This is a genomic window from Mycobacterium sp. DHQP2018-32-09 (assembly GCF_058148405.1).
This window is the reverse complement of the sequence record NZ_JBYVYK010000037.1, coordinates 30,160-43,470: the sequence shown is the minus strand read 5'-3', so window position 1 is coordinate 43,470 and position 13,311 is coordinate 30,160. Positions and strand designations below refer to the sequence as shown.

At 69.6% G+C, this 13,311-nt stretch carries 11 protein-coding genes; 5 read left to right on the top strand and 6 right to left on the bottom strand.

Annotated features, from left to right (window positions below; genetic code table 11):
- Positions 1-57 precede the first annotated feature (57 nt).
- The 3 genes from AC30CM_RS18265 (at position 58) to AC30CM_RS18255 (ending at position 3,871) form a co-directional block, all read left to right on the top strand.
- Positions 58-1,908: a dynamin family protein gene (locus AC30CM_RS18265; RefSeq protein ID WP_490118316.1), complete on the top strand. Its 1,851-nt coding sequence runs from the start codon at positions 58-60 to the stop codon at positions 1,906-1,908.
- Positions 1,909-1,976: 68 nt separating this feature from the next.
- Positions 1,977-3,491, top strand: coding sequence for a dynamin family protein (locus AC30CM_RS18260; protein WP_490118315.1), 1,515 nt, complete (start codon positions 1,977-1,979; stop codon positions 3,489-3,491).
- A 56-nt stretch (positions 3,492-3,547) separates the two neighbouring features.
- Positions 3,548-3,871, top strand: a complete 324-nt coding sequence (locus AC30CM_RS18255; protein ID WP_490118314.1) for a hypothetical protein — start codon at positions 3,548-3,550, stop codon at positions 3,869-3,871.
- A gap of 252 nt (positions 3,872-4,123) precedes the next feature.
- Here AC30CM_RS18255 and AC30CM_RS18250 read toward each other — a convergent pair whose 3' ends face one another.
- Positions 4,124-4,570 (bottom strand): hypothetical protein, encoded by a 447-nt coding sequence (locus tag AC30CM_RS18250; protein ID WP_490118313.1) that lies wholly within the window; start codon positions 4,568-4,570, stop codon positions 4,124-4,126.
- 547 nt (positions 4,571-5,117) lie between these two features.
- Between AC30CM_RS18250 and AC30CM_RS18245 the strand changes: the two genes are divergently transcribed.
- Entirely contained in the window at positions 5,118-5,879 is a 762-nt protein-coding gene (locus tag AC30CM_RS18245) for a LuxR C-terminal-related transcriptional regulator (protein ID WP_490118312.1), read from the top strand.
- 96 nt (positions 5,880-5,975) lie between these two features.
- Complete coding sequence (locus AC30CM_RS18240; RefSeq protein WP_490118311.1) at positions 5,976-7,094, top strand: DegT/DnrJ/EryC1/StrS family aminotransferase; 1,119 nt, start codon at positions 5,976-5,978, stop codon at positions 7,092-7,094.
- Here the strand turns inward: AC30CM_RS18240 and AC30CM_RS18235 are convergent.
- The 5 genes from AC30CM_RS18235 to AC30CM_RS18215 are packed head-to-tail and all read right to left on the bottom strand — an operon-like array spanning position 7,082 to position 13,266.
- Positions 7,082-8,014 carry an LLM class F420-dependent oxidoreductase gene (locus AC30CM_RS18235; protein ID WP_490118310.1) on the bottom strand — a complete coding sequence of 311 codons (933 nt, stop codon included), beginning with the start codon at positions 8,012-8,014 and terminating at the stop codon, positions 7,082-7,084. The two genes, AC30CM_RS18240 and AC30CM_RS18235, sit on opposite strands and share 13 nt — an antisense overlap.
- A gap of 17 nt (positions 8,015-8,031) precedes the next feature.
- Positions 8,032-8,655: a TIGR03085 family metal-binding protein gene (locus AC30CM_RS18230; protein ID WP_490118309.1), complete on the bottom strand. Its 624-nt coding sequence runs from the start codon at positions 8,653-8,655 to the stop codon at positions 8,032-8,034.
- On the bottom strand, positions 8,652-10,496 hold the full coding sequence (locus AC30CM_RS18225) for a glycoside hydrolase family 15 protein (RefSeq protein ID WP_490118308.1): 1,845 nt from the start codon (positions 10,494-10,496) through the stop codon (positions 8,652-8,654). The genes AC30CM_RS18230 and AC30CM_RS18225 overlap by 4 nt, the downstream gene beginning before the upstream one ends.
- Entirely contained in the window at positions 10,496-11,890 is a 1,395-nt protein-coding gene (zwf, locus tag AC30CM_RS18220) for a glucose-6-phosphate dehydrogenase (protein WP_490118307.1), read from the bottom strand. Before zwf ends, AC30CM_RS18225 begins: the two co-directional genes overlap by 1 nt.
- Positions 11,887-13,266, bottom strand: a complete 1,380-nt coding sequence (locus tag AC30CM_RS18215) for a mycothione reductase (protein ID WP_490118306.1) — start codon at positions 13,264-13,266, stop codon at positions 11,887-11,889. The genes zwf and AC30CM_RS18215 overlap by 4 nt, the downstream gene beginning before the upstream one ends.
- Positions 13,267-13,311: the final 45 nt, after the last annotated feature.

Here is a 13,311-nt window from a genome sequence, read left to right as displayed (position 1 = left end):
ACCGGTCCCCGCCAGTTCGTGCGCCTACGGTGAACGAACCAGAGCGAAGGATCCGCCATGACGCAGCCAAGCGATGCGCCCCCGGCCCGCCCGGTCAAGGCCATCGTCGAGTTGATCGACCACACCAGTGCCATCGCCGCCGCCAAGGACCGAGGCGACCTGGTGGTCCGGTTGGCGCGTGCCAAGGAGCGCATCGGCGATCCGCAGATCCGCGTCGTCATCGCGGGCCAGCTCAAGCAGGGCAAGAGCCAGCTGCTGAACTCGCTGCTCAACATCCCCGTCGCGCGGGTGGGAGACGACGAGACGACCGCGCTCGCCACCGTCGTTGCCTACGGTGAGCAACCGTCGGCGCGACTCGTCGTGGCACGCGGGGACGGCGACGAACCCGACGTCATCGAGATCCCCCCGAACGAGGTGCAGTCCGATCTGCGGCGCGCGCCCGCAGCGGGCGGCCGCGAGGTGCTGCGCGTCGAGGTGACCGCGCCCAGCCCCCTGCTCAAGAGTGGGCTGGCGTTCGTCGACACCCCGGGCGTGGGCGGTCACGGGCAGCCGCACCTGTCGGCGACGCTCGGGCTGCTGCCCGACGCCGACGCGCTGCTGCTCGTCAGCGACACCAGCCAGGAGTTCACCGAACCCGAGATGACGTTCCTGCGGCAGGCCGCCGAGATCTGCCCGCTGGCCATGGTGCTCGCGACCAAGATCGACCTCTACCCGCACTGGCGTGAGATCGTCACGGCCAACACGGGTCATCTGCAGCGGGCCCGACTGGACCTGCCGGTCACCCCGATTTCGTCCGCCCTGCGCACGCACGCCATCCAGCTCAACGACAAGGACCTCAACGAGGAGTCGAACTTCCCGGCGCTGGTCACGTTCCTCAACGAGCGGGTCCTGGTCGGGGAGAACGCGCGCATCCAGGACCAGGTTCTTGCCGAAGTGCGTTCTGCGGCAGAGCATCTCACGCTGGTCGTCGAGGCCGAACTGTCTGCCATCAACGACCCCGACGAGCGCCAGCGGCTCACCGCCGACCTGGAGCGGCGCAAGCAGGACGCGCAGGACGCACTGGCGCACACCGCGCTGTGGCAGCAGGTGCTCAACGACGGGATCGCCGACCTCACGGCCGACGTGGACCACGATCTGCGGGGGCGGTTCCGTGCCATCACCGCCCACGCCGAGCAGGTGATCGACGGCTGCGATCCGACGCATCACTGGGCCGAGATCGGGGCCGAACTCGAGGACGCCGTGGCCACCGCGGTAGGGGACAACTTCGTATGGGCCTACCAGCGTGCCGACGCGCTGGCCCGCGACGTCGCACGCAACTTCGAGGAGGCCGGCCTGGGTGCGGTCGAGATGCCGCGTGTGAACGCGCGCGAATTGGGCGCCGGCTTCGGCGAATTCAAGTCCTTGGCACATCTGGAGGCCAAGCCGATCAAGGCCGGGCACAAGGTGGTCACGGGGATGCGCGGGTCCTACGGCGGCGTGTTGATGTTCGGCATGCTGACGTCGTTCGCCGGGCTGGGCATGTTCAATCCGCTGTCACTCGGAGCCGGTCTGATCCTGGGCCGCAAGGCCTACAAGGAGGACATGGAGAACCGCATGCTGCGGGTGCGCAGCGAGGCGAAGGCCAACGTTCGCCGCTTCGTCGACGACGTGTCGTTCGTGGTCGGCAAGGAATCCCGCGACCGGCTCAAGGCCGTGCAGCGGCAATTGCGCGACCACTACCGGGAGATCGCCAACCAGACCACGCGTTCGCTCAACGAGTCGCTGCAGGCGACGTTGGCGGCGGCCAAGCTCGAGGAGGCGCAACGCACTACGCGCGTCACCGAACTGGAGCGGGAACTGAACATCCTGCGGCAGGTGGTCGGTCACGCCGTCAGCATCGCCACCACCGGCGAACCCGCCAAGGCGTGAGCCTGCTGCTGCCGCACCCTAAGCTGGTGCACCGGCAGGTGACCGGGAGACGTCCGAGGTAGCGCGAGATGAGCACGAGCGATCGAGTGCGCGCGATCCTTGCCGCCACCGTGGAGACCTACCGCGCCGACCTGGCGTACTGGCAGCGTCCCGACGTCCTCACCGAGCTGGAGTGGATCGAGCGCAGGCTCAACGAGCCCATGCGCATCGCGCTCGCGGGCACGTTGAAGGCAGGCAAGTCCACGCTGGTGAACGCGCTCGTCGGCGAGGACATCGCGCCCACCGACGCCACCGAGGCCACCCGCATCGTGACGTGGTTCCGCAACGGTCCCACGCCGATGGTCACGGCGAACCACTGGGGCGGACGGCACACCAACGTCCCGATCATGCGCGATCCCGAGACCCGGGAGCTGACGTTCGACCTGGCCAACCTGGACCCACACGACGTGGTGGATCTCGACGTGCAGTGGCCCGCGGCCGAACTCGTCGATGCCACGATCATCGACACCCCGGGTACGTCGTCGCTGAACCGGGACGTCTCGGAGCGCACGCTGCGGCTGCTGGTCCCCGCCGACGGTGTCCCGCGCGTCGACGCGGTGGTGTTCCTGCTGCGGTCGCTCAACGCCGCAGACATCGCGCTGCTCAAGCAGATCGGCACGCTCGTCGGTGGCGCGCAGGGGGCGCTGGGCGTCATCGGCGTGGCCTCGCGGGCCGACGAGATCGGGGCCGGGCGCATCGACGCCATGCTGTCGGCGAAGGACGTCGCGACACGGTTCACCGCCGAGATGGACAAGACCGGCATCTGCCAGGCCGTCGTGCCGGTGTCCGGGCTGCTGGCGTTCACCGCCCGCACCTTGCGCCAGAGCGAGTTCGTCGCCCTGGAGAAGCTCGCGGCCGTCGACGCCGCAGAACTGACCAAGGCGATGCTGTCGGTCGACCGCTTCGTGCGCGACGACGCCGCGTTGCCCGTCGACGCCGCCACCCGGGCCGCGCTGCTGGACAGGTTCGGCATGTTCGGCATCAGGATCTCGATCGCGCTGCTGCGCGCGGGCGTCGCGGACTCGGTGGCGCTGGCCGACGAACTGCTCGAGCGCAGTGGGTTGGTCGCGCTGCGCGACGTGCTCGACCAGCAGTTCGCGCAGCGCTCGGACCTGCTCAAGGCGCATACCGCGCTGGTGTCGCTGCGTCGGTTCGTCGAGGCCTACCCGATCTACGCCGCGCCCTACATCCTGGCCGACATCGACCCGCTGCTCGCCGACACGCACGCGTTCGAGGAGTTGCGGCTGCTGAGCCAGCTGCGGTCGCGCGAGACCACGCTCACCGAGGACGAGATGGCATCCCTGCGGCGCATCATCGGGGGGGCGGGTACCGATGCGGCCAGCAGGCTGGGCCTGCAGCCGGATGCCCCGTTCGACGGCCCGCGGGCAGCGTTCGCGGCCGCCCAGAGGTGGCGCCGCCGCGCCGACCATCCGCTCAACGATCCCTTCACCACCCGCGCCTGCCGTGCGGCGACGCGGAGTGCGGAGGCCCTGGTCGCGGAGTACGCGGCCGTCGGCAGGATGGCGCCACCGCAGGGCCGCTGAGCCCACGGGTCGGCCCCGCTCAGGGCTGCGCGGTGGTCGCGGGTGCTTGGGTCTGCGTGACGGTCTGGGTCTCGGTGACCGTGCTGGGCGGCACCGTGGTGGTCGTGGTGGGTGTGGTCGTCGTCGTGGTGGTCGTCGTGGTGGTGGTCGACGGCGTGGTGTCCGACGTCGTGGTGGTCGACGGCGTGGTGCTCGAGGTGGCTGACGGTGTGGTGCTCGGCGTGGTGGCGGACGTCGTGCCGGGGGACTCGGTCACCGTGGCGGCGCCTCCCGGAACGGGAGCCACCGAGGAGGACGTGGACGCGGAGGTCCTGCTGGAGGAGCTGGTGCTGGAGTCGGTGGAGTCCGAGTCGTCGACGGCCATGTTGATCGCCACGTAGACGATCGCCACCACGAGGAGTGCGACGGCGGCGCCGAGGGCGACGAGCGCCGCGGGCTTGCGGTACCAGGGTCCGTCGCCGCGCGGCGGTTCCGGTTCGAGGCGGCGCGTGGGCTCGTCACCGGGGTAGGCGTCCCCGGGGTAGGCGTCCCCGGAGGAGGCGTCGGAGTAGTAGTTCGGGTCGTCGGGGCCGTCGAAGGATCCGTAGCGAGCCATGACCTTGGATCGTAGGTGCCCGGGCGGCGCCCGACCGTCAGGGACGCGGGTAGAGGGTGCGCGTCTCGTTGAATCGCGGTGGCCGCGAGCGGCTGGTGCTGGGACCGTCTTCGCTGGCGGAACGCGACGTGCGCGTGGTGGTCGTGGAGTCCCCGGAGGTCTCGCTGCCGGACGTGCTGCTGCCGGACGTGGTGGTCGACGTGGCGTTGGGGTCGTCGATGTCGGTGGTCACCGGGGGGCTGGTGCTGGTGATGGTCTCACTCGAGGTGGTCGTCGGCGTGGCCGACGTCGTGGTCTGGCTCGAACTGGGTTCGGGGTAGAACTGCCGCTGCGGCGCAGGGTCGTCGAACTGCCGCATCACGGTGGACACCAGCAAGTAGACGAGGCCGATGGCCACGACTGCCCCCAGGCTTGCTGCGAGCAGTGTCGGCGTGCGTTCGTGCCACGCCGGGCCGCGCGGGTCGTCGCCGCCGTCAGTCGTCACGCGCATCGATGGTAGTCGTGGGGAACCGATCGGTGGGCCCAGCCGATCTAGATCCAAATCATCGGATCGTCGGGCCCCGTCCGGCGGCGTGGAGCGCGCCCGCAGGATCGTTGCCAGTGCCGCATGGCAAATTTTGAACAAAGGTCTGCAAACGCGTGGCACGCCGTGCGGTGGAGCGCGGGGGCCGCGATACGATGTTCGAACATCCGGCTAATTGCCAGTTCAGATGCGTTCGCAGGGCGTTTGGCGGATTCTCGATCAGCAAAATGATCAGCCGCGCGGGGTGTGTGAAATTGCACGTTTGTGACGCTGACGTGCGATTGTAGCAAGGTCTTTGCGTCGGCAAACGATTAATTGACGGGGGGTGACAGATCGCCGTTTTGGTCGCACCATGTAACTGCGATCGGGTGGGACCGACGCATCGGACCTAGGGGAGTCGGGGGGACTCGTGCGCTACGGATTCGCAGTATCGGCCAACAGGACGTCGGAGACCAGCGTGCTCCATCGCACCACAGCGTGTGCCCCGGTGTTGCGGCACGCCGCTCAGGTGACGTCTCCAGCGAACACGCCGACGACACTCGCCGGCCACGTGCACGCGGCGCCGCTCACCCTCCCGGTGACGCCCCGCACCACGATCACCGACGAGGTGCTGGACCAGACCAGCGTGCTGATCGTCGACGACTACGCCCTGCATCGGGAGAACCTCGCATCGACCTTCGCGACGAACGGGGCGGGCGTGGTCACGGTCGCCTGGGACCCGGTGTCGCTCGGCGTGGCGCTGCAGGACTATCCGCCCGACGTCATCCTGCTCAACCTGTCCACCCGCGACGGGGACGCGTTGCTGCGGGAGGTGTTCACCCTGCAGCCCGACGCCCGCGTGATCGTGCTCGGCATCTCCGAGGACGACGAGGCGGAGATCGTCACCTGCGCCGAACTCGGCGTGGCCGGCTATCACCTGCTCACGGACTCGTTCGACGACCTGATGCTGCTCGTCCGGCGCGTCTCCGACGGTGAGTCACTGTGCTCGCCCCGCATCTCGGCCATCCTGCTGCGCCGGCTGTCGACGTTGGCCGCCAAGCGCAGACCCGAGGTCAAGGAACTGGCCCTCACGTCGCGCGAGGACCAGATCCTGCGGCTGCTCGACCTGGGTCTGTCCAACAAGCAGATCGCCGATCAGCTCTGCATTGCGATCCACACCGTCAAGAACCACGTGCACAGCGTGCTGACCAAGCTCGACGTGCGCAGCCGGGCCGAGGCGGTCGCCCGGTACCGGACCATGGCGCAGCCAGGACCCCATCGGTTGAACTAGTCCGCGGATCCAGCCGAAGTTGGTTCCGACGGTTCATGTGCCTCGCGTGGCGTCGAGGGCATCGTGGACGCATCGGGGCGAAGCTGGGGGGCTTTCGTGAACACCATTCCGTTGTCCGACGTCGGTGCCGTCAACTCGGGGTTGCAAGCAGAGTTCGACGTCGCGTGGAAGACCGTGACGAGCCACGGGCGGTTCGTGGGCGGGCCGGAGGTGGCGCAGTTCGAGGACGAGTTCGCGCGCTACTGCAACAGTGCCCACTGCGTGGGCGTCGCCAACGGCACGGATGCGCTCGAACTGATCCTGTCCGGTCTGGGCATCGGCCGCGGCGACGAGGTGATCGTGCCCGCGAACGCCTTCGTCTCCACCGCCGAGGCGGTCTGCGCGGTGGGCGCGCGGCCGCGATTCGTCGACGTGGACCCCGACACGCTGCTCATCGACCCGTCGGCAGCGGCCGCCGCCGTGGGTGCGGCGACCGCGGCCATCGTCGCCGTGCACCAATTCGGTCAGATGGCCGACCTGCACGCCCTGCTGCCCTTGACGAACGACCGCGCACTGGCGCTCGTCGAGGACGCCACGTGCGCCCCTGGCGCCCGCTTGCGCGGTCAGCCGGCCGGGAGCATCGGCCGTGCGGCGGCCTTCGGATTTCACCCCGGCGCCCAGCTCGGCGCACTCGGCGACGGCGGCGCGGTGGTGACCTCCGACCGCGATCTGGCCGAGCGAATTCGGGTGCGCGCCAACCACGGTCGACATCCGTCGCGGACCTTCCAGCACGACGAGAGCGGTCGCCACAGCCGGCTCGACACCGTGCAGGCGGCGCTGCTGTCGGTCAAACTCGCCCACCTCGACGCCCACAACGACGCTCGTCGCCGGGTCTGGGACCGCTACCTCCGCCGACTACCGCAGGGCTGCCTGCCGGTGAGCATCGCCGCCGAGGCCGAGGCCGTACACCACCGTGCGGTGGTGCGCGTCGACGACCGGGACGCGGCGATCGCCGCGCTCATCGCCGCCGACGTCGCCTGGGGCATCCACTACCCGGTGCCGTGCCACTGGCAGCCCGCCTTCGCCGAGTTCGACGAGGTGCTGCCGGTCGCCGAGGCCAGCGCCCACCATGTGCTGTCGCTGCCCATGGGTCCCACGATCGCCGACTGGCAGGTCGACCGGGTGTGCGAGGCGCTGCGTGCGGCGACGTGGCCGGCGTGCGGTCACGCGAGCTGACGCACGACCTCCGAGGCGAACAGGTCGAGGTGGTCCAGATCGGCGAGATCCAAGGTTTGCAGGTAGATCCGCTGCACCCCGGCCGCCACGAACGGCGCGATGCGGTCCACGATCTCGGCGGGCGTGCCCGCCAGCGGTGAGTTGGTGCGCAGCTCGTCGACCTCGCGCCCGATGGCCTGGGCGCGGCGGGCCACCTCCGCGTCGTCACGACCCGCGCACAGCACGAACGCCGCCGAATACGTCACGGAGTCGGCGGGCCGCCCGGCGTCGGCCACCGCGGCCGCGACGCGTGCGTACTGGGCCTTCACGGCGTCGAGCCCGGCGAACGGGATGTTGAACTCGCCGGCGTACTTCGCGGTGAGCGCGGGTGTCCGCTTCGGTCCACCGCCACCGATGATGATCGGCGGGTGAGGCTGCTGGACGGGCTTGGGCAGCGCAGGCGAGTCCTTCACCGTGTAGTGGTCGCCGGTGAAGTCGTAGGTGTCGCCGACGGGCGTACCCCACATCCCGGTGAGGATCTCCAGTTGTTCCTCGAGTCGGTCGAAGCGCTCCCGCAGGCCGGGGAACGGGATGGCGTAGGCCTGGTGCTCGGCCTCGAACCAGCCGGCGCCGAGACCCAAGTCGACACGGCCACCGCTCATCTCGTCGACCTGGGCCACCGAGATCGCCAGCACGCCGGGATGGCGGAAGGTCGCCGAGGTCACCATGGTGCCCAGCCGGATGGTCGACGTCTCGCGCGCGATGCCGCCCAGCGTCACCCAGGAATCGGTGGGTCCGGGCATCCCGTCGCCACTCATCGCCAGGTAATGGTCCGACCGGAAGAACGCCGAGTATCCGAGGTCCTCGGCGGCCTTGGCCACGGCCAGCTGGTCGGCGTAGGTGGCGCCCTGCTGCGGTTCGACGAATACGCGGAAGTCCATGGGAAAAGCCTATCGGGCTACAGGCCGCCGCGAGCGTCGCGCACCGCGCGTACGGCATCGTCATCCCCGGTGAACGTCACGCGCACCTCGTCGCGACCCGAGACGAACAGCAGCAGCTCGGCAGGCTCACCCGTCACCACCACGGTCGCACCGCGTCCCAGGTTCGCCACGGTCTTGCCCTCCGGCGTCCGCAACGTGACGTGCGCCGGCGCCTTGGCCAGTAGGAGCCGCGCCATCAGCGACAGCTGCCGCGTCAGTGCCGCCGTCATGGCATGGTCGAGAACCCTTGGCTCCCAGTCCTTGGCGGCCCTGCGCACGTCCTCGTGGTGGATGAACATCTCGGCCACGTTCACCACCGGATCCAGCAGTTTGAACGGTGACAGCGTGGGTGGGCCGGAGGCGACCTCGTCGAGCATCTCAGTCCAGTCGGTCTCGGCGGCGACCTGGTTCTGGACCCGTTCGGTGTAGCCGGCGAACTTGGGGATGAGGATGCCCGGCGCCGCGTCGAGGCGACGCTCGCGCACCACCAGGTGCGCGGCCAGGTCCCGCGTGGTCCAGTCCCCGCACAGGGTCGGATGATCCGGTCCGACGGCGCGCATGGTCTCGACCAGTCGGGCGCGTTCGTCCTGGGCGACGCTCACGGAGTGCTCCCCTCGTCGTGGTGGGTCAGCGCGCGATCCAGGTTGATGGCCGCGCTGATGAGTGAGAAGTGGGTGAAGGCCTGCGGGAAGTTTCCCACCTGGTCCCCGGTGGCGCTGACCTGTTCGGCGTACAGGCCGACGTGGTTGGCGTAGGTGAACATCTTCTCCAGTGCCAGCTGCGCGTCGTCGAGGCGGCCCGCGCGCGTCAGCGCCTCCACGTACCAGAACGAGCACAGCGAGAACGTGCCCTCCTCGCCGTCCAGTCCGTCGGTCTCCGGCGAATAGCGGAACACCAGGGTGTCGGCCACCAGTTCGTCCTCCACCGCCTCGAGGGTGGACAGGAACTTCGGATCGGACGGGGACAGGAACTTCACCATGGGCATCAGCAGCACGCCGGCGTCCAGCGCGGAGGAACCCTCGGCCTGGGTGAACGTCTGCCGCTCCGGATCCCAGCACTCCGACATCAGCCGGTGATAGATGTCGTCGCGCACGCGCGCCCACTTCGTGATGTCACCGGGCAGCCCACGCTGGCGCGCGATCCGGATGGTGCGCTCCAGCGCCACCCAGCACATCAATCGCGACGTGGTGTACGCCTGCTGACCGCCGCGTACCTCCCACATCCCGGCATCGGATCGCTCCCAGTTCTCCATCACCCACTCGACCACGTCGGTGACGTCGCGCCAGGCGTCGTCGCTCAGACCGGGGCCGTATTTGTTGAACAGGTACACCGAGTCGATGAGTTCGCCGTAGATGTCGAGCTGCAGCTGCTCGACGGCCGCGTTGCCGACGCGCACCGGGCGCGAATCCCGGTAGCCGCGCAGATGGTCGAGTTCGACCTCCTCGCCCGGGACCTCGCCGTCGATGTCGTACAGCACGCGCAAGGGGCCGAGGTCGTGGTCGGCGCGGCGTTCACGGCCGATGCGCTCGGACAGCCATCCGATGAACGCCCGCGCCTCGTCGGTGAAGCCCAGCCGCAGCAGCGCATAGAGCACGAAACCGGCGTCGCGCACCCACACGTACCGGTAGTCCCAGTTACGGCCGCCGCCAACGTATTCCGGGAGGCTGGTCGTGGGCGCGGCGACGATGGCGCCCGTCGGTTCGTGGGTGAGCAGCTTGAGCGTGATGGCCGAGCGGTGCACCATCTCGCGCCACCGGCCGGTGTAGCGCGATTGCTTCAACCACTGCCGCCAGTACGACGTGGTGGCGTCGAGCAGCGCGTCGGTCATGTCCATGGCGGTGCACGACGGCTCGTCGTCCTCGCCGAGCAGTTCGAGCACGAACAGGGCGGTGTCACCCTTGGTCAGTTCCACCTCGGCGCTGACCGTGGTGTTGGCGTCGCCGTCGTCGATGCTCAGCTCGGCGGAGGCCACCAGCCCGAGCCGCACGCCGTCGCCGGTGATCAGCACGCCCGCACCGGATTCCGTTGCGTGGCAGCGCTGCCGGGCATAGTCCGGGCGCGCGTCGACGACGCTGCGCAGCGTGATCCGGCCGCGCACGCCACTGACCCGGCGTACCAGCCGCTGCCGGTGGTCGGGGTCCGCGGCGCCGAGGATCGGCATGAAGTCGTGCACTTCGGCCACCCCGGACTCGGTGAGGAACCGGGTGATGAGGACCGCCGTGTCGGGGAAGTAGAACTGCTGGGTGCGGCTCACCTCGCACGTCGGCGCCAACCGCCAGCTGCCGCCGTTCTCCGGATCCAGGATGGCGCCGAACACGCTCGGTGAGTCGAACCGCGGTGCGCACAGCCAGTCGATGGTGCCGTCGGTGGCGACGAGGGCGCTGGTGCGCAGATCTCCGATGAGACCGTGGTCGGCGATCGCCGGCCAGTCGGGCTCGCTCATCAGTGCAACCGCCAGCCGGGCGCACCCGGCAGGGCGATCGCCGCCTCCGGTCCCCACGAACCCGGCTGGTAGGGCTGAGTCTTCGGCGGTGCGTCCAGGACCGGTTGGCAGATCTGCCACAGGCGGTCCACCTCGTCGGCGCGCGTGAACAGCGTCTGGTCACCGTGCATGACGTCCAGCAGCAGGCGTTCGTAGGCTTCCAGCGGGACGTCGTCCTCGGTGTCGGCCTCGGTCACGTCGAGCCGCAACGGCACGTCCACCAGTTCCAAGCGGGGGCCGGGGCGCTTGGCCAACAGGTCGATCTCGATGCGGGGGTCGTCGGTCAGGTCGAGGACGAGTTGATTCGGAGTCCGCACGTCGCCGTCGAATCGGTTGGTGGTGGGGCTGCGGAACGTCAGCGTCACGGTGCGCCGGGTCGCCGCCATCGACTTGCCGGTGCGCAGGTAGAACGGCACCCCTTGCCAGCGTTCGTTGTCGACGAACGCCTCCAGCGCGACGAACGTCTCGACGCGCGAGTCGTCGGCGACGCCGTCCTCGTCGCGGTAGCCGTCGTACTGGCCGAACACCACGCGGTCGGGATCGAGCGGTCGCATCGCGGCGAAGACCTTGGCCTTCTCGTTGCGTAGCGCGAACGCGTCGAGGCCGACGGGCGCCTCCATCGCCACGAAGCCGAGCACCTGGCACAGGTGCGTGGAGATCATGTCGCGGAAGCAGCCCGTCGACTCGTAGAAGCTGCCGCGGCCCTCGATGGTCAGTTCCTCGGGCACGTCGATCTGGACCGACTCCACCTGGCTGCGGTTCCACGCCGGTTCGACCAGGGCGTTGGCAAAGCGCAGCGCCAGGATGTTCTGCACCGCTTCCTTTCCCAGGAAGTGGTCGATGCGGTACACCCGGTCCTCGTCGACGACGTCCTTGAGGGCGGCGTCGAGTTCGCGGGACGACGCCAGGTCGGTGCCGAAGGGCTTCTCCACCACGATGCGGGCGTCGTCGACGAGGCGCTCGCGGCCCAGCATGCCGATCATCGGCTGCATGGCCGTCGGTGGCACCGACAGGTAGATCAGCACCCGCGCGTCGCCGCCGAGGTCCTTGCGGGCCCGGCCGACGGCGGTGGCCAGATCAGCGCCGTCGTCGGCGCTCGAGGTTTGAAAGCCCAACCGGCGCAACAGTTCCGAGAGCACGTCGGCGTCCAGGTCGTCGACGGTGTCACGCAGCGAATCCCCGATGTGTTCCCGGAACTCGTCGTCGGAGCCCGGGGAGTGCCGTCCAGACCCGATGATGGCGTAGTCGTCGGGCATGCGGCCCGCCGCGGCCAGCCGATAGAGGCCGGGGAACAGCTTGCGCTTGGCCAGATCGCCCGTGGCGCCGAACAGCACGAATACGCAGGGATCGGTCATGCGGCTGTCTCCACCTCACGTAGGGCGTTCTCGATCACTTCGGTCAGCGCGGGGTGGATCCAGAACGGACGGTGCGCCAGGTCGTCGGCCCGGATGCCGAATTCCATGGCCACCACCAGGACCTCGATCAACGTGGCCGCCTGCGGTCCCAGGATGTGGGCCCCGAGGATGCGACGCGAGGTCGCGTCCACCAGGACCTTGCAGAAGCCGGTGTCGTCGCGCAGTGCCCACCCGTAGGCGACGTCGCCGTACGCGGTGCGGCCCACGACGTAGTCGGGGTGGCGGTCGCGGCACTGCTCCTCGGTGAGCCCCACCGACGCGATCTGGGGGTCGGTGAACACCGCCGACGGCACGCGGTCGTGGTCCACCAGGCGCATGGCGTGCGGATGGTGCAGGTTGTGCGCGACCACCTCGGCCTCGCGGTTGGCGACGTGCTTGAGCGGAATCGGCGAGCAGACGTCGCCGAGGGCGAAGACGCCGTCGGCGGTGGTCCGCAGGAACTCGTCGACCACGATGCGCCCGCCGTCGTCGACGTCGACCCCCGCGGCGTCCAGGTTGAGACGGTCGCCGTTGGGCGTGCGGCCGCTGGCGACCAGCAGGACGTCGGCGGCGACGGTGCTGCCGTCGTCGAGCGTCAGGTGCAGGTCTCCCGCGGTGCCGGCGAGAGTGCGCAGCTCGGTTCCGAGGCGCAGGTCGTAGCGGTCCCGGACCGCGTCGGTGTAGGCGGCACGCACCTCGCCGTCCTGCGGGCCGGACAGCAGCGAGTCCGACTTCTCCACGATCGTGATGCGGCTGCCCGCGGCGGCGAAGACGTGGGCGAGTTCGGCGGCGATGTACCCCCCGCCGAGGATCGCCAGGTGCTCGGGGGCCGCAGCGATCCGCATGATCGTGTCCGACGTCTCGTAGGGCAGCCCCGAGGTCGCCACGACATCGGGGATCACCGGCCGGCCACCGTTGGCCAGCACGATCTGATCGGCGGTCAGCTCCGTCACGGCGCCGTCGGGATCGGTCACCCGGAGCCGACGCGGCCCGGTGAACTCCGCGTGGCCCTGGTAGAAGGTGACGTCGTCGCTGTCCTCGCGGCCCCTGCGCCCCTCCTCGGAGCGGGCGTCGGTGACGCCGAAGACGCGGTCGCGCAGTTCCGGCCAGCGCACGCTGCCGCCGGTGGCCTGGACGTCGAAGCGGGCGGCGCCGGCGACGGTGTCGGCAACGTCGGCGGCGAAGACGAGCATCTTCGACGGGATGCAGCCGTAGTTCAGGCAGGTGCCGCCGGCTCGACGGGCTTCGACGATGCCGACGTCGACGCCGTCGAACGAGGAGTCGATCACCGAGTTGCCGGACCCCGATCCGACGATGACGACGTCATGGTGTGGCACCGCCGCCTGATTCCCTGCTGGACGGCTCGTTCAAACCCCGGCCTG

Excerpts from the sequence above, each read along its gene's own strand:
- AC30CM_RS18265 (WP_490118316.1), top strand. The coding sequence starts at position 58 with ATGACGCAGCCAAGCGATGCGCCCCCGGCCCGCCCGGTCAAGGCCATC.
- AC30CM_RS18260 (WP_490118315.1), top strand. The coding sequence starts at position 1,977 with ATGAGCACGAGCGATCGAGTGCGCGCGATCCTTGCCGCCACCGTGGAG.
- AC30CM_RS18235 (WP_490118310.1), bottom strand. The coding sequence starts at position 8,014 with ATGGACTTCCGCGTATTCGTCGAACCGCAGCAGGGCGCCACCTACGCC.
- AC30CM_RS18225 (WP_490118308.1), bottom strand. The coding sequence starts at position 10,496 with ATGAGCGAGCCCGACTGGCCGGCGATCGCCGACCACGGTCTCATCGGA.
- zwf (WP_490118307.1), bottom strand. The coding sequence starts at position 11,890 with ATGACCGATCCCTGCGTATTCGTGCTGTTCGGCGCCACGGGCGATCTG.